Annotated in this window: 20 protein-coding genes; 14 read left to right on the top strand and 6 right to left on the bottom strand. The window is 48.1% G+C overall.

The genetic code is table 11. The features are described from left to right. Window positions 1-30 precede the first annotated feature (30 nt). The 8 genes from ICL55_RS31485 (at window position 31) to ICL55_RS31450 (ending at window position 11,146) form a co-directional block, all read left to right on the top strand. Window positions 31-279 carry a hypothetical protein gene (locus ICL55_RS31485; RefSeq protein WP_188105310.1) on the top strand — a complete coding sequence of 83 codons (249 nt, stop codon included), beginning with the start codon at window positions 31-33 and terminating at the stop codon, window positions 277-279. A 201-nt stretch (window positions 280-480) separates the two neighbouring features. Beyond that, on the top strand, window positions 481-1,860 hold the full coding sequence (locus ICL55_RS31480; RefSeq protein WP_223151659.1) for a hypothetical protein: 1,380 nt from the start codon (window positions 481-483) through the stop codon (window positions 1,858-1,860). A 216-nt stretch (window positions 1,861-2,076) separates the two neighbouring features. Further along, window positions 2,077-2,652: an RNA polymerase sigma factor gene (locus ICL55_RS31475; RefSeq protein WP_188105305.1), complete on the top strand. Its 576-nt coding sequence runs from the start codon at window positions 2,077-2,079 to the stop codon at window positions 2,650-2,652. Between the two features lie 79 nt (window positions 2,653-2,731). After that, entirely contained in the window at window positions 2,732-3,676 is a 945-nt protein-coding gene (locus ICL55_RS31470) for a FecR family protein (protein ID WP_188105303.1), read from the top strand. A gap of 83 nt (window positions 3,677-3,759) precedes the next feature. Beyond that, window positions 3,760-7,257, top strand: a complete 3,498-nt coding sequence (locus ICL55_RS31465; protein WP_188105302.1) for a TonB-dependent receptor — start codon at window positions 3,760-3,762, stop codon at window positions 7,255-7,257. 17 nt (window positions 7,258-7,274) lie between these two features. Further along, complete coding sequence (locus ICL55_RS31460) at window positions 7,275-8,813, top strand: hypothetical protein (RefSeq protein WP_188105300.1); 1,539 nt, start codon at window positions 7,275-7,277, stop codon at window positions 8,811-8,813. Between the two features lie 4 nt (window positions 8,814-8,817). Continuing rightward, window positions 8,818-9,723 carry a hypothetical protein gene (locus ICL55_RS31455; protein WP_188105298.1) on the top strand — a complete coding sequence of 302 codons (906 nt, stop codon included), beginning with the start codon at window positions 8,818-8,820 and terminating at the stop codon, window positions 9,721-9,723. A 19-nt stretch (window positions 9,724-9,742) separates the two neighbouring features. Continuing rightward, window positions 9,743-11,146 carry a DUF5689 domain-containing protein gene (locus ICL55_RS31450; protein WP_188105296.1) on the top strand — a complete coding sequence of 468 codons (1,404 nt, stop codon included), beginning with the start codon at window positions 9,743-9,745 and terminating at the stop codon, window positions 11,144-11,146. 30 nt (window positions 11,147-11,176) lie between these two features. On the opposite strand, the gene ICL55_RS31445 is transcribed toward ICL55_RS31450, so the two are convergent. After that, the gene (locus ICL55_RS31445) at window positions 11,177-13,606 is read right to left on the bottom strand and encodes a mechanosensitive ion channel family protein (RefSeq protein ID WP_343067906.1); all 2,430 of its coding nucleotides are present in this window, start codon (window positions 13,604-13,606) and stop codon (window positions 11,177-11,179) included. A 273-nt stretch (window positions 13,607-13,879) separates the two neighbouring features. Here ICL55_RS31445 and ICL55_RS31440 point away from each other — a divergent pair, with 273 nt between their 5' ends. The 4 genes from ICL55_RS31440 (at window position 13,880) to ICL55_RS31425 (ending at window position 16,978) form a co-directional block, all read left to right on the top strand. Continuing rightward, complete coding sequence (locus ICL55_RS31440; protein ID WP_188105291.1) at window positions 13,880-14,230, top strand: hypothetical protein; 351 nt, start codon at window positions 13,880-13,882, stop codon at window positions 14,228-14,230. 305 nt (window positions 14,231-14,535) lie between these two features. Beyond that, complete coding sequence (locus tag ICL55_RS31435; protein WP_188105289.1) at window positions 14,536-15,432, top strand: pentapeptide repeat-containing protein; 897 nt, start codon at window positions 14,536-14,538, stop codon at window positions 15,430-15,432. A gap of 11 nt (window positions 15,433-15,443) precedes the next feature. Further along, on the top strand, window positions 15,444-16,211 hold the full coding sequence (locus tag ICL55_RS31430; RefSeq protein WP_188105287.1) for an ABC transporter ATP-binding protein: 768 nt from the start codon (window positions 15,444-15,446) through the stop codon (window positions 16,209-16,211). Beyond that, entirely contained in the window at window positions 16,211-16,978 is a 768-nt protein-coding gene (locus ICL55_RS31425; RefSeq protein WP_188105285.1) for an ABC transporter permease, read from the top strand. Before ICL55_RS31430 ends, ICL55_RS31425 begins: the two co-directional genes overlap by 1 nt. Window positions 16,979-17,051: 73 nt before the next feature. Here the strand turns inward: ICL55_RS31425 and ICL55_RS31420 are convergent, their stop codons facing one another. Beyond that, window positions 17,052-17,501: an SRPBCC family protein gene (locus ICL55_RS31420; RefSeq protein WP_188105283.1), complete on the bottom strand. Its 450-nt coding sequence runs from the start codon at window positions 17,499-17,501 to the stop codon at window positions 17,052-17,054. A 306-nt stretch (window positions 17,502-17,807) separates the two neighbouring features. Next, complete coding sequence (locus tag ICL55_RS31415; protein ID WP_188105281.1) at window positions 17,808-18,050, bottom strand: hypothetical protein; 243 nt, start codon at window positions 18,048-18,050, stop codon at window positions 17,808-17,810. 108 nt (window positions 18,051-18,158) lie between these two features. On the opposite strand from ICL55_RS31415, the gene ICL55_RS31410 reads away from it, so the two are divergent. Beyond that, a complete protein-coding gene (locus ICL55_RS31410; RefSeq protein WP_188105279.1) occupies window positions 18,159-19,097 on the top strand; it encodes a hypothetical protein in 939 nt (312 codons plus the stop codon). Window positions 19,098-19,185: 88 nt separating this feature from the next. Here the strand turns inward: ICL55_RS31410 and ICL55_RS31405 are convergent, their stop codons facing one another. The 3 genes from ICL55_RS31405 to ICL55_RS31395 all read right to left on the bottom strand — a co-directional run bounded on the left by ICL55_RS31405 (window position 19,186) and on the right by ICL55_RS31395 (window position 22,481). Then, window positions 19,186-20,502: a hypothetical protein gene (locus ICL55_RS31405; RefSeq protein WP_188105277.1), complete on the bottom strand. Its 1,317-nt coding sequence runs from the start codon at window positions 20,500-20,502 to the stop codon at window positions 19,186-19,188. A gap of 52 nt (window positions 20,503-20,554) precedes the next feature. Next, a complete protein-coding gene (locus ICL55_RS35610) occupies window positions 20,555-21,940 on the bottom strand; it encodes an aminopeptidase P N-terminal domain-containing protein (protein ID WP_188105275.1) in 1,386 nt (461 codons plus the stop codon). A 100-nt stretch (window positions 21,941-22,040) separates the two neighbouring features. Next, window positions 22,041-22,481: a DUF2147 domain-containing protein gene (locus ICL55_RS31395; protein WP_223151658.1), complete on the bottom strand. Its 441-nt coding sequence runs from the start codon at window positions 22,479-22,481 to the stop codon at window positions 22,041-22,043. Window positions 22,482-22,646: 165 nt separating this feature from the next. Between ICL55_RS31395 and ICL55_RS31390 the strand changes: the two genes are divergently transcribed. Further along, complete coding sequence (locus ICL55_RS31390; RefSeq protein WP_188105272.1) at window positions 22,647-23,387, top strand: acyl-CoA desaturase; 741 nt, start codon at window positions 22,647-22,649, stop codon at window positions 23,385-23,387. Window positions 23,388-23,465 lie beyond the last annotated feature (78 nt).

Below are 23,465 nucleotides of genomic sequence, written 5' to 3'. Positions count from 1 at the left end.
ACTGTTAACCCCTTTTTAAAATATTGAGTAATGAAAAAACTATCAGTAGAGATCTTGCCAAATAAAGTAATTCATGCTAAATGGGAAGAGCCCTATTATAACGCGCTCGGAGAAATGGTCGGATATGGAAATCCGATGCGTCGTGCCCTGACGCCCGATTCATTGGCAGACAGGGCATTTGTGGAACAGGAAGGCGGAGAGCTGGAGGCTTATGCAAACATTGCCTGGAAAGACCTGCCGCTGCCCGCGCCGGCAGAAAACGGTGGCGCCGGAATGTAATCGTTGCAGCCAACTGATGGTTAATGTTATCCCTTTCAATGTACTCTAAATAATTCAGCCTGCACTGATCATTCATCCACGGAGAAAGATGATACCGGTTGGCTGTCTCAATAAAAAAATATGGCTTTACAAAACAGAAACAGGCTTAAATCCTGGTTTGAAACAGGAGATTACCCCACCCAGCAACAATTTTGGGATTTGATGGATTCTTATTTTCATCTGACCGAAGACCAGCTGGCCATCGATAATGTAAACGGGCTGCGGGCATTGCTGAACGCTAAGGCCGACCAGGAAGCTATCGCCAATCACGTGGCTAATCAGAACAATCCGCACGGTGTGACAAAGGCACAGGTAGGCCTGGGCAATTTGCCCAACGCCGTGTCTGATGCTACCGACCAGAACAAATCTGATGTACTGGCTACAAGCGCGGCGGTATACCAGTTGGCCGACAACATGAAACAGCAGGGCAATTCACTCAGATCTGAAATGGACGAGAAACTGCTCACAAAAGCGGACCTGGACACCGCCACCGGTAAAATACTCATATCGCAACTGCCGGACGCCGTTTTAGGCAATGTGAAATTCAAAGGCTTTTATGCTGCGGTAAAGAATCTGGTCAGCTCTTCGGATACTACCATTGATGGTAAACCATTACCAGCTGCCAGTGCTGCCAACCTGGGTTGGTATTTTCTGATCAACGAAGCCGGTAACTACAATGGCGAAGCCTATAAAACCGGCGACTGGATCATCAGCAACGGCAGTAGCGGTTGGAAAAAAGTGAGTAACACCGATGCGGTGGTTTCAGTGAATAATAAAATCGGCGCCGTTGCACTGGATAAAACAGATGTGGGACTAGGCAATGCAGACAATACAAAGGACATAGATAAACCCGTTAGCACTGCCCAGCAAGCCGCACTGAACCTGAAAGCGAATAATGCGGAGGTAGTCCACCTCACGGGCAACGAGACCGTAGGAGGCGAAAAAACGTTCGGTAATTTTGCTTTCTTCAATTCCTCTATCGCTTTAAGTAAATCTGGTGGCTATAAAAATACAGGCAGCGGATATGCCATCTATGGCAGTAATGCCGGACTGGCCATTAAAGACTCTGCCTTGTCTTACGACAGCTATCTAAAATTTTCCAATACAGGCGCCCGGACATTTAACTTCCCCGATAAAAGCGGCACGATTGCTTTAACAACGGATCTCCCGGCTTACGAAGAAGGGACCTGGACGCCTACTTTCGATACCTCTTCGTCTCCGGATTATAAAATATGGAGGTTTGACCAGGCCAGGTATGCAAGAATCGGAAAGATAGTGGTGATCACACTGGAAATTTTATTACAACGTTTTCAGGTGACCTCCGGTCTGCATCTCCTTATTTTCAAAGGATTGCCCTTTGTGCCTGCATCAACTTCATTACGCGGATTTGATAATGCCAGCTCAGGCCCGGATACCAACATAAAACGTTATGCAGATGTTACAAGCATCAATTTCATCAGGTTTTGGGATACCATATATAATACGGCAAAACAGGATGATGTGGTATGGATCAGACATTTGCATACCTATATGAGCATTTAATGTGAGAGGGGATGTGTAGCGATGAGAAGGCCTGCGGGGTAGGGGCCTTCTCTTTTTGTGTTTGTACCTATCAACCTGCCGGGTGTTTTCTTAACGAAAGCATAATATTACCGCAATAAACCGCACCCGTATTGAAAATCCCGTGGTGACGGAATGCGGTCTCTCCGCATCCCTCCGGCATTTGAAATAAAAAGATGTTTACTTTGTGGCAACTTTATGAGCGCCAGACGTACAACTGCCATGAATGATACCGACCTTTTGCTTCGTATCCAATGCTCCGATATGAAGGCATTCGATTTGTTGTACAATCAATACTGGCATCCCTTGTTCAGCTTCGCCAATAAACTGCTCCGCTCTTATGATGATGCACAGGATATCGTGCAGACGGTATTTGTTTCCATCTGGGAAAGGCGCGATACCATCACCATACAGCAATCCCTCGAGAGTTATCTCTTCCAGGCGGTACGGTTTCAGTCAATTAAGAAACTGGAATCACTGCTAAGTTCACCCGAACAGATCGACCGGATTCAGGAAGACCTGCTGCCGGTATTTGACGGTATCCTGAACCGTTTACAGGAGCAGGATCTGTCCAGGCAAATACAAAAGGAAATAGCCGGGCTTTCTCCCCGCACCCGCGAAATTTTCCTGTTAAGCAGACAATACAAACTCAGTATTGGCGAGATCGCGCTGAAACTGAGCATCTCGGAACAAACCGTTAAGAATCAGCTACACATTGCCTTGAAGGCCTTACGGCATAGCATCGCCCTGGTGCTCATCTTTTACGCCAATTAATTTGGTAACAATTCCTTAACCTGCTTTCACCGGTACTACCCATCCGCTTTCAGCACATACTAATAGAGAATCGACTATTATGATGCAGCTGCAGCGGTTAAAAAACATTGTCAGTAATTATTTGTCCGGCCAGTCTTCAACAGAAGAAAAAGCTATCGTTGAGCACTGGTTCAGGGAGGCGAAGGAGGCATCTGATAAAGATACCGACCATGGGCAATACAATGAGAGAAAGATGATCGCCTTACGAAATATTAAGGCTGCTATTCAAATGAACCCCGGAAAACAGTATCGTCTGAGATGGGCCATGGCAGCTTCTGTAATCAGTGTCATCTTCGCGGGGTATTTGTTCAGAAATAACCTCCGGAATATCATGGGTGCGCCGGCCATGTATACCGTGGTGACCAACCAGCACCAGGTCCGGGAAATAATATTGCCTGATAGTTCCGTGGTGGTATTGAATGTCAACAGCCGGCTTCGTTATCCCGAAAAATTCAATAGCCACAGAAATGTTGAGCTCAGTGGGGAAGCTTTTTTCGACATCCGTAAGAATTCCACGGCGGCGTTTACCGTAAAAGCATCACATCTGGATGTGAAGGTATTGGGAACATCATTTGTGGTGTCAGACGATCGTGCCACTGAAACAGCCCGGGTGACGGTTAAAACGGGACGTGTTCAGGTAGTTGTTCCGGATGCGCGGCAGGAACCGCTTTCCATATTGTCAGCCAGCCAGCAATTTACGTATGCCGTTCGGCGCAGGGAAGGAAAAACAGAAAGGGACGTCGCTGTTAATACTGAATGGACCTCGCAATTGCTGGTATTCAGAAATACGCCATTAAGAGAGGTGTTTGCAGCCATGGAAGGAAGTTTACAGGTGAAGATCGTTTCCCGCAACGAGGAAATTAACAAGCGCACTTTTACCGGATCTTTTTTGAAAGAGGATGACATAGCCGGAATCCTCAACATCCTGTCCCTTTCTTATGGGCTGAAAATAAAGCAAACTGGTAACCTGATCGAGGTGAACTAATTCCGATACATATAAGAACGAAAATTTTTTAAATCATGATCAATGATGGAGGGGAACTTATGCCCGTAACTAAACGAAAAAAAATGAAAAAAGAGATGGTCATTCACATTTACCGGATGTTATGGAAGAGAGAATATTTACTCCTGTTGCCTTTGTTGCTGTTGTTTGCTGTATTGGGTTTCGGGCAGGATGGCGTCGGAATGGCAAAATATGATATTTCATTTTCAGAGAATACACTGGAAGAATGTATCGATGTACTGCAAAAACAAACCGGTATGCGGATCTTTTACGAGGCGTCTGAAGTAGATAAAGTAAAGAGGCGATATACCAGGAGTTTCCGTCAGGCGACATTAAAAACAATTGCTGGTTATTTGCTGGACAATACTTCGCTGGCATACAATATCGTGGACAATAAAAAGATGGTGATAGGCAGAAAGCTGCCTGCTGTGGATACACATACGCAACATGAAACAGATGCTTCGGGTGAAGCATATATCATCAAAGGCCGCGTAGTGGATTTTGAAACCGCTGCGCCATTGGCCGGTGCTTCTGTTAAGCTGGATGGTGCATCCAGGTCCACCGTCAGCGATAATAAAGGGTATTATGCCATTAGCGGAGTGAAGGCCGGCGAATATACGTTGCAGGTAACGTATATCGGCTACTCGTCTTTTATGGAGCCGGTCCGGCTGAGTAATAGTCTCACCTACGACGTGCGTATGCAGGCCGGTGGTGGAGCGTTGGGAGAAATTGTGGTCAGCGCGGCCGGCAGGAAAGTACATAACGTAGCGCATACCACCGACAGGAAAGTATTGGAGAGCATCAAAAGCGCGCAGTCAGTCGTGTCGGGGATTTCCTCCCAACAGATTTCCATGAGCGCCGACCGCAATGTGGCCGAGGTGGTGAAGAAAATCTCCGGCGTAACGGTAAAAGACGACAAATTTGTCATCATCCGCGGGATGAATGAGCGATACAACCTGACCTACCTCAATGGCAACATCGCTCCCAGTACGGAGCTATACTCCAGGGCTTTTTCGCTGGACCTGCTCCCGAGCAGGATCATCGACAGGATCATGGTATACAAATCTCCGGCACCCGATCTGATGGGCGATATGACGGGAGGCGCTGTCAAAATATTTACCAAAGATGCAAAAGCGGTAAAACATTTTGATGTAGAGCTGCAAATGGGATATCGGCCAGGTACTACTTTCAATGGTAAATTTATGACCTATCACGGGAGCGGTACGGATTTCCTCGGTTTCGACAACGGCGTCCGGAAATTGCCTGCTACTGTACCGGGCTATGGTGACTTCACCAGGGCCGGCATTTCCCAGAAAGAGTACGCGCAAAGCTTCAGTCCTTATCTGCAATATGGTTACAAGACGGCGCTGCCGATGCTGCAGTTGACGGCCAATTACTATAATACATTTAAAATCGGCGGTAAAAGTCTGGGTATGCTGAGCTCCCTGAGCTATAAGACAGAAAGCCAGCAACTGGATATAGATCGTGCTGCCAGTTTTTGGGGAAGCGATGGCAACGGCAGGCGCACCCATGAAACGACCCGCGAATCCCAAAGTATGGAAACCGTGCAGCTGAACCTGCTACAGAATTTTACCTATAAGCTGCGGGATAGTAGCCGGCTGTTTTTTAAAAACTATTTGTTGCAACAGGGACAGGCTACTACCGTGGTACGCACGATTAAAAACAACCAGTATGTGGTGGGTGATGCAACAACAGATCTGACGCACCTTACCGGTGTAAACTGGAAGGAGCAGACCTATGGTTATAATGTATACGAACGCAATATCATTTTAGGGTATACCCAACGATTTTTATACGCTGCCAACTTCGGCGGGGAGCATTATTTTACAAAAGGTAAACAGCTGCTGGAATGGAACCTGGGCTATACCTTCAGTCGTCAACTGATACCAGACCAGCGGGTGGTCCGTTTTAATCAGAACCGCCAGGACGGAGGAGGCGCCAGAGGATTCGGACAAACAGAGGACCTCGGCTGGGTGGCTTCTTACCGGTACATCAAAGGTCCTGACGATATAGAAAACAGAAATAATAATCTGGAACGGGGAATGATATCGCGCACCTGGTCGCGGAACAATGAAAATGTTTACAACGGTGCTGTTGACTATACCCATAAAATAATGCCCTGGATGACCGTTAAAGCCGGTACCTATCAGCAATGGAAGTCAAGGGTGTTATTTCGCCGCGCCTATACCCTGAACGAGGGTGATCTGAACTCCGCCGGCTATCCGGAAAACGCGAATGCTACCATCGGGAGCAATGGCCAGTACATGGATTTCAACAAGGTATTCTTCACAGAGCAGGACCTGGGAAAAGTCTGGAGCACAGATTATCTGAAAGACGATGGCAGCGCGCTGAAAGTGTTTGACCGTACCAGCGGTAGTGACGCCTATACCGCCACGGAACAGCTCAACGCCGGTTATGTAGCGCTTAGTCTCCTGCCGCTGAACGGTAAGCTGGATATTTATGGTGGTGTGAGAGTGGAATATGACCGTCAGCAAGTAGCAGGCGCCATACCTGGTTCTAATCAGGGCAGCATCAACTATCCTGTATTGGTAGATAATAAAACCACTGACTATCTTCCTTCGGTAAACATCAGCTACCGGCCTGTTCAGCAGTTGGTGGTCCGCGCAGCATACGGAAAAACCGTGAACCGGCCGGAGTTCCGGGAGTTATCGCCCTATAAGGAACTGGACCAGCTGAACAATCAGACGGTGCAGGGTAATCATCTTTTAAAACCAGCCAATGCTACTAACTATGATGCGCGCATAGAATGGTATCCCCGGAACAACGATAAGGCAGAGACATTCAGCGTGGGCGTTTTTCATAAAGAACTGACCAGCCCTATCGAAAGAATGATTACGCGCAATCTCTATTTCGGCGGCCCTGCCAGCATCAGTTTTGGCAATGCGGATAAAGCAGTCGTACAGGGAATTGAAATCGACCTGCGTAAAAACCTTGGATTTATCCCGGCACCCTTTTTTAGGAATCTTTCCTTCATCGGTAACCTGAGCCTTATCAAAAGCGAAGTAAATAAAAGTCTTGATACTTCCGTGCTCAGAAATCCCGATCCTGCGATGAACCCGCATTATTCCCGACAGCTACAGGGACAGGCGCCTTATGCATTGAACCTGGGCTTATATTATGACAATGCAGGTACAGGAACTAAACTGGCGCTCTCCTGGAATAAGATAGGCCCACGTATTTATGCCGCGGCCAACGGCGCGCCATTCAGCGTGAAATACCAGGGCACGGTGCCGGTGGTGGTACAAGGCAACCAGGGAAGTCTGATAGAACTGGAACGGGAGGCGCTGGACCTGGCGTTGACACAGCGTATCATCAAAAGCCTGCAGGTCAAGTTCAGCGCCCAGAATATCCTCAATCAGCCGGTCCGGATGGCAGAGGATGAAAACTTTACCTACAAGTACGAAAAAGCGCGCATAAAGCGCACCGGTGATGCCTATCAAAGTGATACCGATGGCGACATGATCAGCAGTGAATATAAACCCGGCAGCCATTTTATTTTATCGGTGACCTATTCGTTTTAACATTCAATTCCATCTACATGAAGTATAGCATCATACATCAGTTAACAGGACTGTTACTGGGGAGTTGCTTATTGAGCTCCTGTTATAAAACAGATAATTTCAAAAACACGCTGGATACCTTACCGCAGGTAAGCTATCAGACAGGATACAGCTATCGCGCCAGTTATACCGTTGGCGATACCATGACTATAACAGGCAGACTACAGCCTAACAATGGGCTGAAGATAAAGATTGGTCAGGAGGATGCAGTGATTGTGGTGGCAGACAGCCTTCACTTCAGGCCTTTCACCGGCGACAGTGCCAACATCCCCATGGATTGGGTGAAAGTGCTGATAACGGATAACATGGGCTCCGGCGCCAATATTCCGGTAACCATTACTTCGGGAGGACATACCATTAACGCGGCAAGTATCAACATCTATGGACGCTATGGCGAAGGCAGTTTTAAAAAGGGACTGTCACTTGCGGTACATGCTGATGTGACCAGCCCTTACAATGTATTCCTGCATTGTGTCAATGGGAAAGGAGACCTGTACTTTTATGAAGTTACCACCGGTAATCTTCAGCATATTAAGAAAGATGGTACCACCGAAACGCTGCTGACAAACGAACAGTTGACCGGCGGATTGTATCATATTAAAACGTTTACAGCCGGCGGAGTGAATCCACAGGGAACAAAAGCCTGGGTATCCGTGCAGACAGATACGAGCTTCATTTTTGCGGAAGCCGACCTGGCTGCTAAAACCGTCAAAGTATTAAACCATACCCACACCTATACCGCTCCTTATTCAGGCGAAATCGGGCAGGTGAATGTGAAGGTGAAAGCCATCTACCCTGACAGCAAAGGCAATGTCTTTGTGGTGACGCCCGGCCTGCTGTGGGGACAGGAAAAGGATTATGGCGCCGTGGCAAAATACAACAGTGCAGATGGTATGTTGAGTTATCAGTTCCGGACAGGCATGTCGCCGGCGGAGCTGCCGGGAGTGGACATGAGTGATCCGGAGAATCCTTATACACCGGTATTGCCGCTTATACTGCCGGATGAATCAGTGATGTACGTACCGGGTTACAACAAACTAATGCTATACGATCTGCAAAGCAGGGCAATGATCAAAACGGTAAAAATACAGGGAGAGCAGACAGGCATCTTACCTAACAGTTACACCGGTGCTTTGAGTGGTGTCAGAATTAATTTCAACAGTTACCTGGGAAACAACAGTGCTCCGGAAACCGGTTTCGGCTTTTTACCCCGGCCGGGCCGGAAGCTGATATTCCTGCTGTATCAGTATCTGGATGGAAAACCATTAGGTATGGGCAGTGGGAATATGGCACCGTTGGTAGGCGGCCCCAAATGGATGGCCTTTGATTTTACAGAAGACCGTACCTATCAATATGCACCGACAGCCGATTTGTCCGGCTTTGCCTTTGAACCTTTTGACGCGCCCGGTAAACCGAGAAGCATATTCTCTGATCAGTTGCTGAATTACGATGAGGAAGGTCATTTGTATGCCACCGCCGATGGACGTAAAAAAATTGTAAAGACCATTTTAAAATAACATCATGAGAACACGTTTCTATGTGCTTGTCGGGTATTGTATGGTGATGCTGATATCGGCCTGTAATAAGGAGATACAGCCGGTGGTGCCCGAAAACGGGAATAGCAGCAAAGCGAATTTTTATTCTTCTTCCGATGTGCTGGCATTATATAATATGGGAGGCATCGGGTTGTTTGTGGATGTTCCGGTGGTGAAAAGAAGTGGAATGATTCCTTTTTTAAACCTGAGTTCCAGCCCGCAAAAACTGGAATATCCCACCGTATACAGTTCGGTGCCGGCCATTGTGTATACCAGTTTTAGGGATGGTGCGCATCAATTCCGGTTTAACTATATGGTCCCCGATACTGCTACTACGATGGAAGGTATCCTGCCCAACAGGATGCTGATCGATAGTGCCGTTACGCTTAATCGCGGTGCGCAGGCGCTGTTTTATCTCGCAGATAAACCGTTGACGGCAGAAGAGCAGGAACCCGCTTTTCAATTACTCCGGGTACAATTGAATGGAGCTTCCCAAACCGATACCAGTATGGTTGCGCTTTATATACTGCATCAGGCGCCAGATGCAGGGCCGCTACGTTGCCGCAGCGTATCGCGCGACGGCAGTCTGAATGAGGCGAAAGTGCCGGGGATACTCACCTACGGACAAGCCACCGATATCATCCTGTTCAATACTAAAGAGGCATCGAACGGACTTTTGGGCCTGCGTTTCTACGATGCCGTTACGGGGCAGGAGCTGATAAATACTGCCGTGCCGGCCAATGGAGGACATGGTTATGTACTCGCTGTACAGGGCTTTAAAAATACTCATCAGTTTAAAGTACCGGTTGGTATAAACCAGGACAAAACTATTAACTACAGCACCAGGACCGTTACAGCCAATCTGCGTACCGGCTTAAGACAACTGTGGTAATCAGGTAAAATTGATATCAATGAATTATATAACATACAACAAGATGCTGTCAGTGCTGGTCATTACATCCTTTCTGTTTGCCGCCTGTACGAAGACCGACGCACCAGACCTCAGTCCCGCCGCCTTTGGCGCCAAAACCATCAGCATTACCCAATTGAAAGCCCTGAGCGTAGCTGCGGAGGTACGTTTGCCGGACGGGGCCGACGGCAAACAGATAACAGGCGTAGTGATTTCTGACCGGGAAGGAAAGAACACCGATCCCAAAACCATTATCCTGCAAAGCGATGGTCAGGATACTGCAGGGATCGTGGTGCTGCTGGATTCCATCTCCCCTTTTAATCCCGGCGATTGGGTGGCGATCAACGCCTCAGGCCAGAAGCTGCAGCGGCAGCACGGAGAGGTGGTCTTAAAAGATGTTCCGCTTTCCCGTATACAGCATATCGGTAAAGGTATCGTGAAAATTGTATCCGTTTCAGTGGCGGAGGCAGTTGCCAATGCCGACAGATGGAACGGTGCGCTCGTCCGCTTTTACGATGGCAGCTTAACAGGCGGCGATGGTAAATTCAGTGGCATGCTGAGTTTTAGGGAAGCGGATAGCAGTGCTGTTGTCCAATCGCAGGTGATGCCGGGGGCGGCGTTTGAAAACACTGTCTATCCCACAGGGATCAGCACCTTTACCGGTATTTTAAGAAACAATGAAAACAATCCCTATATACAGGTCCGAAATGCTGCCGATGTCAATAGTACATCTGTTACCCGTATGGTAACAGACGAGATGAACATCTACGGCATGAATAATCAGCTTTATTGGGAGAATCCGAATATTACCACTGGTAGTTCCATACTTGAAACAGGGGTGTCGAGGTATACGGTAAAGGATATTGTCGGTAATTTGCCCGCCTTCGCATCAGACGCGGGTTTCCTGCCTGCTAAAAGGAGCTACCTTTATCTTATCCTGAAACAACCGGCATTTGTCTGGGACCTTAGAAGCTCATTGGAGCTGACAACGCAACCCGGTATTAAGGAAATCCGCGTCACCTTTGCAGGAAGCAACTTCACCGGTTTGATGACTAAAAGTGGCAATGACAAGATCATCGTCAATCCGTTTAACCCCACAACGGATAGTTTCAAAGTGGCTTTGCACTATACTATTGGTAGTTATGTGACCGATACCGTCTCTGCGGCCTATTCGGAAACCGGCAAACTATATACCGCGGTATTCCGTGTACCGGCGAGGCGGGAACTATTCAGGGCGGTATCCGAATCAGATGCCTATTGGTACAAGACATGGGTCGACGAGTTCCTTCAGGAGCCCAGGTTCAGCATCGTTAATTATTCTGACCGCGTTGATCCCAATCAGGACCCATGGGCATTGCCGGCATCGGCTCCTATTATTATTACTAAAATAGAATATGGGTATTAGAAGGAACTAAAAACACCTGATGCGGGGTGGTCACCCCGCATCAGCCGTACCCTGCTGATCTTGCGGGAAAATATGCACATCCTGTTGGGGGAAAGGAATAACAATGTGATGCTGGCGGAATGCCTGGGTGATAGCGGCAATCAGGTCGCTTTTAATGTCGACGGCTTCTTTAAGGCTGCGCACCCAGAACAGCAACTGGATATCAATCGAACTTTGATTAAACTCTCTGAAAAGTACCTTAGGTGACGGGGTGGTCAGTATCCGTTTGTCCTGATGAAGGAGCGTTGTCAGGACCTCTGTGGCTTTGTCAAGGTCTGTGTCATAGGATACGCCTACTGCTATCGTCATTCTGCGTTTATGGCCGTTGGCGGTCCAATTGAGCAGATGGGCCGTCAATAAGTCTCCGTTCGGCATGATAAGATCGGCCCCATCCCAGGTGGAAATGGTACTGCTGCGAAAACCAATTGATTTTACGGTCCCGGATTGTTCTTTGATATCAATGATATCTCCTACGTTAATGGGTTTCTCGAATGCGATGATCAGTCCACTCACCAGATTGTTGACCAGCGACTGCAGGCCTAAACCGACGCCTACTCCGATGGCGCCGAGAAACAGGGCTACGCGGTTCATCGGAATACCTGCGGCGGCGAAGGCAAATAATACACCAAGGGTGATAATGGAAATTCGAATGAGTAATATCCAGCTGCCCAGACCCACCCGCGCCTTTGCGGCGGTGCCGCTGGCAGAGAAACTTCTGTCGGAAGCAAAGAAAGAGACGATCCTGGATATAATAACAGACAGCATGACTATGGCCACAAACAAGATGATGTTGTTGATAGTAAAGGTAAATTCTCCTACCTGCCGCTCTGCGGAAAGGAAGGCCTGGAATGGGTCGGTCATTAATTTGAAGGCGTAGAAGTTGCGGCCAAATAATACGCACCAGCCAATAATCAGCAGGAGATAGAAGAGTGGATGGGCGCGGTTTCCTACCTTCTGGAAATTGATATACATAGATGCCGGCTCTGAAACGGTGTATACAATAGTACTTACTTCCAGTGCTTCATTGATAATCCGTACTGTCCAGAGAAAAAGGATGGCGATGACAGCATTAAAATATCCGCTTGTCAGCAATGTTTTAGACAAATTGTAACGCCCGGTCAGGTTGGCCACGATGGCAGCCAGTTCCAGTAAGATCATCAGGCCAATGGCGTAAACGATCCATTGCTCTTTCAGCGCAGCTCTGTTACGTTTAGACAGTGCCGAAGTACCCAGTGCTATTCCGGCGAGCGCCAACAGCAGCATCAACCAACGCTCCGGCCGGGATGCCTGTAGTATCAGGTTGTCCAGACAGGCCAAAAAGAACAATGCCAGCAGAGACAGCCAGAAACGCATCCAATACCGGCTGATAAAGCCCCGAAAAACAAAAGCCAGTGAAAGGGCCGGCAGCGACCAGCACAAACAGGTAAAAAGAAACGGTTGCGCAACAAACAGAAATTGGAATAAACTGAGTACAACAATGATTGCCGATAACAGCGGAAACCGGAATAACAATCTGTTTTCGGTTTGTGTGTAGGCTGATTTGGCGCTCATTGTCTTCAGCGTGCTAATATAAAACGTAGCGAAACACACCAGGAGAAGGGTTATGAAGACCTTGCCCTTATTATCGGCAACATAAAATTGAAAGGTTAACAATGTTTTCTCCCGGGAGTAATACAAAATTTCACGTAATGACCTGGCCTCCCGTGCCGGCTGCCATAAGGCGGGAAACTCGCTGTCAAAAGTTTTGGCGTAAATAGCCAGCTGGTAATGCTCTATTTCTTCCATTTTAGTGTTGATGTCAAACAACAACGTATTGGTGGGTTCCCGTAACTCCCCAATGCTAATAGTGGCCTGTTTCAGTAAACTGTCTATGGGAGCAAGTCCATGGGCAACAGTTCTCATCTTTTTGATGTATTTGACCAGTTGGGCCGAATCGTTAGGGAATGTAAAAATGGCAGGATCGGTAGATAATGAATCCAGTTCATAGGAGAAAGAGGTCAGATTGGTATGGTGTCTGTCCAATACCGTCTTTATCGCTGTCACTTGTTTTTGCAGAACGAGCAACAGATTGTAGGAATTGGTAAGGTTGCGATATGATTGGGCGCTGCCCCTGTTGGTGAATATACCGTCTCCCGCCAGCTCCGACCATGTTTTTATCTTCTGCAGGGAACTTTTCATGTGGTTGGTGTCGATGCCTGCCCGCAGGTAGTTTTTGGCCCGCTGGAGTATCCTGTTGGTTTCGTCAAAGATTTGTTCCTGACGATGCGCAACCTTCTCTGCCGCAAATGCTTCAACTGACTTTCTCGATGCTGATTTTCCAAATTGCTTTAGCCCCTCTACAAAACCGGAGGCAGTGCTGTCGGCTTTTTGTTTTTCACTGCGGTGGGTAGTATCCTGTTGTTGGGCATAACAAGGAATCACAGTTAGTAAAAGGCATACAATAATACAACAGCCACAAAAAGACAGGCCAGCGGATAGATATGAAAATTTGCGCATGGGGAATTGGATCTGTAAGGTTCGGTTTTCTCAATTTGGTACTTTAAGATAATAAAAAACAGCAAAATTACGGCTCCCGGGGCATGCTGCCTCTGGCCGGATATCGGTCGCTGCGTTTGGAGGCCCTGTTCTCCTCAGTTATCAGGTGGATGCACTACGATTGTGAAACCATAAAAAGCATTATTTTTATAAAAAAAGATGAAACAACTATTTTTATTGCTGGTGCTCACCGTTGCAGGCCTGGTAACGAAAGCCCAAACCTCAAAAGAACTGATTGGAAAATGGAAACTGGTGAAGGAAACGAAAGACGGAGTAGTCACAGAACCCAAGGATACCTATCAGGTATTTGTGGAAGGTGGCGTTTTTCAGGGGATCAACGGCAGCAAAAGCCGTAAGGGGTCATGGACATTGTCACCAGAAAATGACTACCTCACTATTAAAATCAGCATCATCTCACTGAAGTTTAAGGTAGAGTATTTTGATGCCAGGAAAAGAATCATCAGTAACGATAAGACAGGTACGCTGGAGTACGAGAAAGTATCCGATTAATATATGATTATTATGACGAGGACGGCTTGGTACCCCTCCGATTCATAAACGGCTATAAGCAGTTGTTCGATACGGCTGGCAGGAAATTTCCTGCCAGCCGTCTGTATTTTATAACGGGCCTTACCAAAAGCAGGAGCGGGGCGGTGAAAGTATTGAAAATCTAAATTGTTAAAAATCAACCTTATACAACCAGTGGTTGTTAAAATACAACCCTAAGTAGCGGTTATACAACCAAGAGGAGCGGCGTTTTTACCGCTTCTGAAAAAGAACCCAAATATCTTTGCTGTATCGAAAAAAACAAATCAATGGAAACTAAGATCATCGGTAACAAAATCGCCCAGGCACGCAAAGCAATCAATATGTCGCAGGCGCAACTGGCTCAGCAGCTCTTCATCAGTCCGCAGGCTGTCGGGAAATGGGAGCGGGGTGAATCGATCCCGGACATTATTACCATGAACCGGGTGGCGCAAATGTTGGGGGTGGACCTCAACTATTTCTCGGAGCATTTCCAGTCGGCCACCGCTGATGCTGTAGCCAGGGAATTTTTGGAGGAGCCGGCAGCGGAGTTGCCACCCGCGAAGCCGGAAAATAAACACAGCTGGAACATGTCCATGGGCAACTGGGTGGATGCTGACTTTTCCGGGTTGAAGCACCTGCATGAAAAATTCAGTTCCTCCAACATGCAGCGCTGCAAATTCATCGGGTCGGAGCTGTCGGAGTTGCTTTTAAAAGGCAATCATATCGTTAGCTGCGATTTTTCCGGTTCTGATATCAGCAACAGCCATTTCCAAAGCTCTCATCTGGACACGAATATCTTTAAGGACTGTTCGCTGAAAGGGGCGGAGTTTTCCGGGAGCCATATTAAAAGCTGCAATTTCTCCGGGACGGATCTGACCGGGGCAACTTTCAAATCCAGCAGTTTTCAGAAAAGTACGATGGTGAATGCCATCCTGAATGGTACTTCGTTTATTCGCTCTTCTATCACCGATCTGGTGTTTGAAGGGGTGTTAGCGGACTGTTCTTTTGATAACTGTGCCTTTTCGAAGGTGACCTTCCAGAACACCATCCTGACAAATACATTCTTTAAATGCAGAAGCCTGAAGCAACTTCGGTTCGTTGAATGCCAGGCTGACCGCATAACGTACGAGTTTCTGAAAAACGGAAAAGCGGACGTCAGTGGTATCACATTGTTAACAGCATAGCAAACAATCACATGTCACAAAATGGAAACGCGATCTCTGTAAAGGGATTAAAAAAGTCTTACAAGAATCTCCCTGTGCTGACAGGCGTGGATTTAGAGGTAAAGAAGGGGAGTATTTTCGCGCTGTTGGGCACTAACGGGGCCGGCAAAACGACGATCGTCCGGATACTGGCCACGCTGCTGAAACAAGACAGCGGGAAGGTCACTGTCAACGGATTTGATGTAACGTCACAACCTCAGCAGGTGCGGCAGTCGATCAGCCTGACCGGACAATTTGCCGCGGTGGACGAGGTATTGACCGGGCGGGAGAACCTGTTGATGATGGCCCGGCTGCGGCATCTTCCTCATCCGGACCTGATCGCCGATAGCCTGCTGCAACGTTTCGGCCTTACAGACGCGGCCCATCGCCGGGCATCTGGTTATTCCGGCGGTATGCGCCGCCGGCTGGACATCGCCATGAGCCTGGTGGGCAACTCACCCGTGATATTCCTCGATGAGCCCACCACCGGCCTGGACCCCGAAGGCCGCCTGGAAGTATGGAAGATCATTGAAGAGCTGGCCGGTAGCGGTACCACGGTGTTTCTGACCACGCAATACCTGGAGGAGGCCGAACAGCTGGCCGACAGGATCGCGATCCTTCACAAGGGCCGGATCATTGTGAATGATACGCTGCAGGAACTGAAGAAATTGTTCCCGCCCGCCAAAGTGGAGTACGTTGAAAAACAGCCGACGCTGGAAGAAATTTTTCTCAATATTATTGGCCAAAAAACTGAAATATAATGGAAGCAATAAGAAACAATTATCTCGCAGACATGGGCGTGATGCTGGGTCGTTCCATGCGCCATGTTTTTCGCAGCATGGACACTATCATTACCGTTACCATTATGCCGATAGCCATGATGCTGCTGTTCGTGTATGTATTGGGGGGCGCTATCCAGACAGGCACGGATAATTATGTGAATTATCTGTTGCCCGGTATACTACTGATCGCCGTGGCCAATAGCATCGGCTATGTATCTTTCCGGCTGTTTACCGATGTGCAGCGGGGCATATTTGAACGTTTCAACTCCATGCCCATTGCGCGTTCCGCGGCGTTGTGGGGACATGTGCTGACCTCCCTGGTGTCTAACGTGATGTCTGTCACGGTGATTGTACTGGTGGCGCTGCTCATGGGGTTTCGTTCACCCGCCGGCGTGCTGTCATGGTTGGCTGTGGGCGGTATACTCGCCATGTTCACCCTCGCGCTCACCTGGGTGGCGGCGATAGCCGGATTGTCTGCCAAATCAGTAGATGGCGCCAGTGCTATTGCCTATCCTATCCACTTTCTGCCACTGGTCAGCTCTGCGTTTGTGCCCACTAAGACGATGCCTGCCGGCGTTCGTGCTTTTGCGGAAAACCAGCCATTGACCCCGATGGTGGAAGCGATACGCGCACTGTTGTCCGGACAGCCGGTTGGTGGCGAGATCTGGCTGGCACTCGCCTGGTGCCTCGGTATTATGCTCGTGGCTTATGCGTTGGCCATGCGGGTATACACGAAACGGGCATAGGTCATAAAATAACGAAAGCCACATAAATCATTGGATTGATGCGGCTTTGGTGTGATAAGTACTTTCCTGAAAATCATGCATCCGGTATCTCGGGCTCCACTAATTTCGCCAGTTTCTCCAACGATTCCTGCCAACCCAGATAACACATCTCTACAGGGATGACAGCGGGAATTCCTTCCTGTGTAATTTTTATTTCTGTGCCGGCTATTGTTTTCCGAAGCGATACGGTGGTCGTCATTTCTCCCGGCAGGTTGGGATCTTCAAATTTATCGGTGTATTTCACCAGCTCTCCGGGCTTCAGTTCCAGGTAAGTGCCGCCAAAAGAATGGCCGTTACCGGTAGTGAAGTTGTGGAAAGAGGCGCGGTGTTTACCACCTGCTTTTGCGTCCAGTTCATGAACGGTGCAGAGGAAGCCATAAGGAGGCAGCCAGGCAGCGAGGGCCAGTGGTTCGATAAACGCACGATATACTTTCTCCGGAGTTGTCTTCAGGACTCTGTGCAGTGAAACAGTATTGTTTGACATGAGATATGTTTTTGGTTTCCTACTCATGTGGCTTTTCGGTTCCGCCCGTTTTTGAAATGGTTGCTGCTCCATTTATTGGCTGTTGATTTCAGCACAACAAAGATGCTAAGAAGATAGCATTTGGAGGGAGGCAGCGTAGGACAATTTAGCGGGCTGTTTGCGACATAATTGGAGGACGTTGCCTTTTTTAAGACAACGTCCTCCTTATATTAATTGTTTAACTGCAAAGAAGCCGGACCGAATTCTTCAGTGATGAACAAACATTAATCGACAGTGATCTTTTTTCTGTATCCGGTTGATACGGCTTCAAATCCCCTGGATCCTCACAAAACAACCGTTTTGTTCCCAGAACCACTGCCGGTTGATGCCCACATATCCGACAACGTTACTTCCTAATACCGCCACGGCTGTTTTGTAATCGGGATTTTGGGAGATCATCTCCATGCGGGCGCTCATTTCCGCCGCGGTGGTAGGGTATCCCAGCTGATGGGTTAAACCGGCGAGGGAGGTGGTATCATCGATATTAAAATCCCGAATAATGACTTCCATGCAGGATCGTTTTTACAGGTTAACGAATGAAACGGAAAGGTCGGACTTTCTGCTAAAAAATCGGCTAAAGGGATATTTTATTATCTTACGGTTATCCTAAATATATCTATGAAACAAATATTACCGCTTGTAGCATTATTGTTTGTATTAAATGCCTGTACCAGCACAGACCGCACGCTCGACATCCCCAAGGTTGTCAGTACCTCCAGAACAACGGAGCACCAGCAAATACCGGGAACAAGGATTTTCATGGTGATACCAAAAGGGTATACGGTTTCCGGGACCACTATCAGAAAAGCAGATGGAGCGGATATCATGTTGATAGAGTCACGGGGACGGGCACTTGATAAGGAGAAGGACCTGGCGATGGCGCCAAAAGAGACCCCTGCGGCCGTGACTTTTTTCCAGAAAAACTTTATGCTAAATGATCATCTGGCCAATATCCAATATGGAAAAGTCAGAAAACAAAAAGTAGAGAAGATAAGCTTAGTGACGGGTGATGATAGTTTTTTGGTGGCGGCGTTGTGTGAAATGCCGGAAAATAATACGGTCGACAGGGAGGAAATTGTCAATGCACTAAAGACAATAATAGTTGATAAGTCCGTCAAGCTGGATGATGCCGCTTTAAGGAATTATACCCTTGATTTTACGCGTTCCGCTTTTCAGTTTAGAAAAGATGCTGCCGGTGTTTTTTATTATACGGAAGATGGTAAAGGGGATGCTCAACATAATGTTGTAACAACAATGGGCCCGCTGCCGGCCATGCCACGTGTAGAAGACATGAAAACTTGTGCCAGAGCGCTTATGAAGCGGGTAGAGGCTGTGGTGGTCGTAAAAGCCCGGACAGAGAAAGTGGTCAGCATTCAGGGAAAGCCTGCTTATGAGATCACGATGAACATGGAACTGGATGGTACCTCCCAAAACGTGTATCTGTTGGTGTTAGGAAATACGCAATCTGCTGCTTACTTTTTAGGATATATTGATGATGACAAACCTGCGTTATGGAAAGAATGTAAAGAACTGGCCCAAACTTTTCAGCTTAAATAAACCAATAAACAAATAAACCAATAAACAAATAAAGAGAAACCCCTTGCAGACAAGCGTTTGCAAGGGGTTTCTCTTTTAGGTCATCTGTTTATTTACCAGCTCCTGCTTTGATCAGGTCTGCCGGTGTAATCTGGTTGCTCAGCAAATAGCCGAAAGCGTCCCATCTTTTCTCCGGCTGTCCGGCGGGAGTTTTAGCATCGATATAGTTTTTGATCAGCTCCTGGCCATAATTGTAGTTGATCACATAACTACGGTTTTTGCGGATGAACTGTAATCCTTTTCCGGCTGCCTCCTGATTGAGCAGCGTGTAATTCAGCAACCACTGCACGGCGGAGGAATCGTTCATGGTACCGTTCAGCATGCCCCTGGCTACCTCATTACGGGCGTAATTGAGACGGCCTTTGATGTCCAGCGCCTTGAAATAGGTGGTGATGCCGGTAGTATCGAGGCCGGCCAGCGGCAGCAATACATTTTTGGTATAGGTAGTTTTCTCTTCACCAGGGAACGCCAGTTCAATGCCATAGTTGGCGCTGCCTTCTGCAATCAGCGACTGTGGGCTGAAGAGCGGATACAGGGATATTTCTATCCAGCCTTTGTCGTGGTACAGGTTTTTTTCCAGCAGCATATTGTATACATGGTGACCGGGATAACCTTCATGGCAGCCGAGGTCGATGGCTTTCTCTATAAAAATGCGGAGATCGGCGCTCACCTGGATAAGGCTCTGGTATTTTCCTTTGTACCAGTTGTAGCCCATCCAGGGCTTGCCGCTAACGTATTCCAGCGTAAAATTCTCAGAAGGGGGGAGCGGGTAATGCTGCAAGGTGCGTTTGCGCGCTTCGGCAATAGCTGTTTTAAAGACGGTGTCCAGTTTGTCCGCCGGGATAACGAAGCGGTTGGCCAGTTGCTGAAAACGCGCCGCTACCGGTCCTTTCCCGGGCAGGAGGCTGTCCAGCTCCGAGATAAGCAGCTGATAATGTTCTTCCGGGTATACGGGAGCTACTGCGCCGAACAACTCTTTGGATTCTTCGTCAAATGATTTGTATTCACCGGAGAATATGCGGATACGCCGACCGAAAGCGGTGAGCTGCTGCGTGATCCAATTGGCGCGCACGCGCAGCGTATCATTGGTGGTGGTACCGGCGATGTCATGCAACGCCTTTTTGAGCGTGTCCACTGCTGCGAGGAAGCTGTCTTTCGGGAACGAATCCTTTTTGGAAGCAGGCTTCAGGGAGTCTGGTCCGTAGTAGGCGTCCACAAAATCGGTATCATATTGACCGATATTCAGTCCGAGGCGCACGTACTGTTGTGCCAGCTGGTCCAGTTGTTGTTTCTCGTGGTCCTTTTCCCTGCCTGTATTGCAGGCGAATAATAATAGGAGCGGCAGCAGCCACAGGGTATTTTTCATGTATAAACGTGTATTTATAAAGTAGCCCGGGATGTTAGTCCCGGGCATGTATTTAAGCGATGAGGTCTTCGATTTCGGTCGCGGTCTTAGCGAAGGGGCGTCCGAGGATGCGGCTGCCGTTGGCGGTGATCAGGAAGTTGTCTTCCAGCCGTACGCCGCCGAAATTGTCGTAGGCGGCCAGTTTATCATAACAGATAAAATCGCGGTGTTTACCTTCCGCTTCCCAGGCGGCGTTGAGGAGGGGATTGAAGTAGATGCCCGGTTCTATCGTGAACACAAAGCCTTCTTCCAGTTCGCGGCCGAGGCGGAGCGACTTTAATCCGAAGTCCTTACTTTTCTTCAGTTCATCTGTATAGCCTACATATTCTTCGCCCAGGCCTTCCATGTCGTGGATATCGAGTCCGAGCATATGTCCGAGGCCACAGGGGAAGAAGAGCGCGTGGGCGCCTGCTGCCACGGCCTCTTGGGCATTGCCTTTCATCAGGCCGAGGGAGATCAGTCCGGCTGCGAGTTGTTCGCAGGCCAGGAGGTGAACGTCTTTAAAACGGATGCCGGGCCTTACAGCATCAGCGGCGGCTTTATAGGCGTTGTATACGATGTCGTAGACTTCCCGCTGGGTGGTGGTGAATTTTTTGTTCACGGGATGGGTACGGGTAAGATCGCCTGCATATCGCATGGTGTTTTCGGCGCCACAGTCGCAGAGTACCAACTGGCCGTCGCGGAAGGCCGTTTTATGCGGATGGTTGTGCAGGAACTGCCCGTTGGCCGTCAGGATAACGGGAAAGGATATATTACCGCCGGCAGCGATGGCCACGGCCTGCAGCCCACCGGCGATCTCCGTTTCGGTGACACCGGCAGCGGCCAGTTCCATGGCTTTGAGCTGCATGTCTATCGTGGTATTCACGGCGATCTCTATCTGCGCTATTTCTTCGGCCGTTTTGATGGCACGCTGACGGATGACTGCTTTTATTAACGTAACGGATACACGCTGCGCTACCGCTGCTGCCGGAATATCCAGCCAGGCGGAGAGCTTCAGGGTATGTTCCGGCCGGTAGGGTGGCAGGAAATGTACCGGCCGTTGTTGCTGTACGGCCTGCGCCAGAAAATTTTCCAGCTGCGACAGCGGTCTTATGTCTGTCACCCCTGCGCGGGAAGCCGTTGCTGCCAGCGAATCTACGGGGCCTGTCCACATGATCTCTTCCACGGTGGCTTCATTGCCGAATAATATTTCCCGGTTATTATCAATGTCCAGTACAAATGTGAGTCCGGGCCTGTCGATGCCGATGAAATACAGGAAGGCGCTGTCTTGCCGGAAAGGATAGATATTATCCCGGTAGTTCATGCCGCTGTCGTCATTGCCGGGCAATAAAATAATACCGCTGCCCAAATCAGTTTGCAGCCGGGTTCTTCTGTTGGTATAAGTCTCCTTTGAAAACACTTGGTGATGATTTAAGAGCGTTAAAAATAATCAACAATTACCGATGATGGATAAATGGGTTAAAATGGGCACAGAGGAGGTTAATAATTGCATAGGTGCGCTATGGCCGCGTGAATATTGCGGTCCTGCCCAGCAACGGCGTACCGATGTATCCTCTGAGTTCCAGTTTATCCCCTTTCAGCGTCATGATACTGCTGTATGTCTTGCCACTTTTAGGATCGTAGACTTCACCGTCTACCCATTTCCCTTTTTCAAATTTGAAGCCGGTCAGTATCACCAGGTTCATAATAGAACGCTCCCGCAGTTTGGCATCTTTGTTTTTGGTGTCCTTCCTGGGCGTTTTTCCATCTGCTTCGTACGGGTCTTTCATCCATACCAGTTTACCGTAATATTTTCCGGAAGACTCGTAAATCTCCACTTTACCGTCTTTTTCCGGATTAAGCCATTGTCCGTTGATAGCGTTGGATGATTGTGAAAATCCTGCCAGACTGGCTATGCATAACCCTAATACCAATGTCAATTGTTTCATATGTTTCATCATTGCTGTAAAAATTAGTACCTGATTTTTTTTGAAGATAGCTATTTACCGTTTTCTTAACAACTAAAGGGCTACATTTACCATCTTACTCATTGGATAGCGCTTTATATTTTCATTTATTCTACTGGCATATTTGAGATTTATTTCCCGCTTAAAAAAATTTCAAATATGGTGGTATTCATCTTTTTCGGTGCCGTCTGGTACCTTTCGTTATTTTCGCAAACGTTTTTCCAGCACAGATATGCAGCACATGGGGCATTTACCATGAGTAAAGGGTGGGAGCGGTTTTTCTTCCTGTTTACTTATATCACGCAAGGCTCGTCATATATGAGTCCCCGGGCTTATGGCGTGATGCACAGGTTGCACCATGCACATACAGATACAGAGTTGGACCCGCATTCGCCTTCCAACTCGTCCAATATTTTTTCGATGATGTGGAGCACAAGAACAGCCTATCAGCAGATTCTTCACAATACTGTGGAAGTGGAAGACCGCTACACCAAAAATCTCCCGGAGTGGAGATGGTTTGACAGGTGGGCCAATAGTACGCTTTCCCGGTTGTTATGGGTAGCTGCTTATGTGTTGTTCTTTGTTGTATTTGCCACCAATCCGTGGCAGTATTTGTTGTTGCCGATTGTGGTGACGATGGGGGCTTTTCACGGGGCCATTGTTAACTGGTTTGCACACAAATATGGTTATATCAATTTCCGGTTGAGGAATACGGCCATGAACCTGTTATTCGTGGATGTATTAATGTTGGGGGAGTCCTATCATAATAACCATCACAAACATCCATCTTCTGTAAACTTCGGACAGCGTTGGTTTGAGGTGGACCCGGTATATCATGTCATCCGGTTATTGTCTTACTTAAAGGTCATCCGGCTGGCTTATCAGCCCAGGCACGCCTGAAAATACGGAAGCCGGATAACAACATTTATACCTGTAGTTCGGTATAATATTGTCAACTGGCTTCTGGTAATCTCAGGT

Origin of the sequence: Chitinophaga varians (assembly GCF_014529945.1) — a bacterium.
Lineage (GTDB): Bacteria > Bacteroidota > Bacteroidia > Chitinophagales > Chitinophagaceae > Chitinophaga > Chitinophaga varians.
Note: the sequence above shows the minus strand (reverse complement) of the source record. Positions and strands in the feature narration are given on the sequence as shown.

Excerpts from the sequence above, each read along its gene's own strand:
- ICL55_RS31485 (WP_188105310.1), top strand. The coding sequence starts at position 31 with ATGAAAAAACTATCAGTAGAGATCTTGCCAAATAAAGTAATTCATGCT.
- ICL55_RS31480 (WP_223151659.1), top strand. The coding sequence starts at position 481 with ATGGATTCTTATTTTCATCTGACCGAAGACCAGCTGGCCATCGATAAT.
- ICL55_RS31475 (WP_188105305.1), top strand. The coding sequence starts at position 2,077 with ATGAGCGCCAGACGTACAACTGCCATGAATGATACCGACCTTTTGCTT.
- ICL55_RS31470 (WP_188105303.1), top strand. The coding sequence starts at position 2,732 with ATGATGCAGCTGCAGCGGTTAAAAAACATTGTCAGTAATTATTTGTCC.
- ICL55_RS31465 (WP_188105302.1), top strand. The coding sequence starts at position 3,760 with ATGAAAAAAGAGATGGTCATTCACATTTACCGGATGTTATGGAAGAGA.
- ICL55_RS31460 (WP_188105300.1), top strand. The coding sequence starts at position 7,275 with ATGAAGTATAGCATCATACATCAGTTAACAGGACTGTTACTGGGGAGT.
- ICL55_RS31455 (WP_188105298.1), top strand. The coding sequence starts at position 8,818 with ATGAGAACACGTTTCTATGTGCTTGTCGGGTATTGTATGGTGATGCTG.
- ICL55_RS31450 (WP_188105296.1), top strand. The coding sequence starts at position 9,743 with ATGAATTATATAACATACAACAAGATGCTGTCAGTGCTGGTCATTACA.
- ICL55_RS31440 (WP_188105291.1), top strand. The coding sequence starts at position 13,880 with ATGAAACAACTATTTTTATTGCTGGTGCTCACCGTTGCAGGCCTGGTA.
- ICL55_RS31435 (WP_188105289.1), top strand. The coding sequence starts at position 14,536 with ATGGAAACTAAGATCATCGGTAACAAAATCGCCCAGGCACGCAAAGCA.
- ICL55_RS31430 (WP_188105287.1), top strand. The coding sequence starts at position 15,444 with ATGTCACAAAATGGAAACGCGATCTCTGTAAAGGGATTAAAAAAGTCT.
- ICL55_RS31425 (WP_188105285.1), top strand. The coding sequence starts at position 16,211 with ATGGAAGCAATAAGAAACAATTATCTCGCAGACATGGGCGTGATGCTG.
- ICL55_RS31420 (WP_188105283.1), bottom strand. The coding sequence starts at position 17,501 with ATGTCAAACAATACTGTTTCACTGCACAGAGTCCTGAAGACAACTCCG.
- ICL55_RS31415 (WP_188105281.1), bottom strand. The coding sequence starts at position 18,050 with ATGGAAGTCATTATTCGGGATTTTAATATCGATGATACCACCTCCCTC.
- ICL55_RS31410 (WP_188105279.1), top strand. The coding sequence starts at position 18,159 with ATGAAACAAATATTACCGCTTGTAGCATTATTGTTTGTATTAAATGCC.
- ICL55_RS31405 (WP_188105277.1), bottom strand. The coding sequence starts at position 20,502 with ATGAAAAATACCCTGTGGCTGCTGCCGCTCCTATTATTATTCGCCTGC.
- ICL55_RS31395 (WP_223151658.1), bottom strand. The coding sequence starts at position 22,481 with ATGATGAAACATATGAAACAATTGACATTGGTATTAGGGTTATGCATA.
- ICL55_RS31390 (WP_188105272.1), top strand. The coding sequence starts at position 22,647 with ATGGTGGTATTCATCTTTTTCGGTGCCGTCTGGTACCTTTCGTTATTT.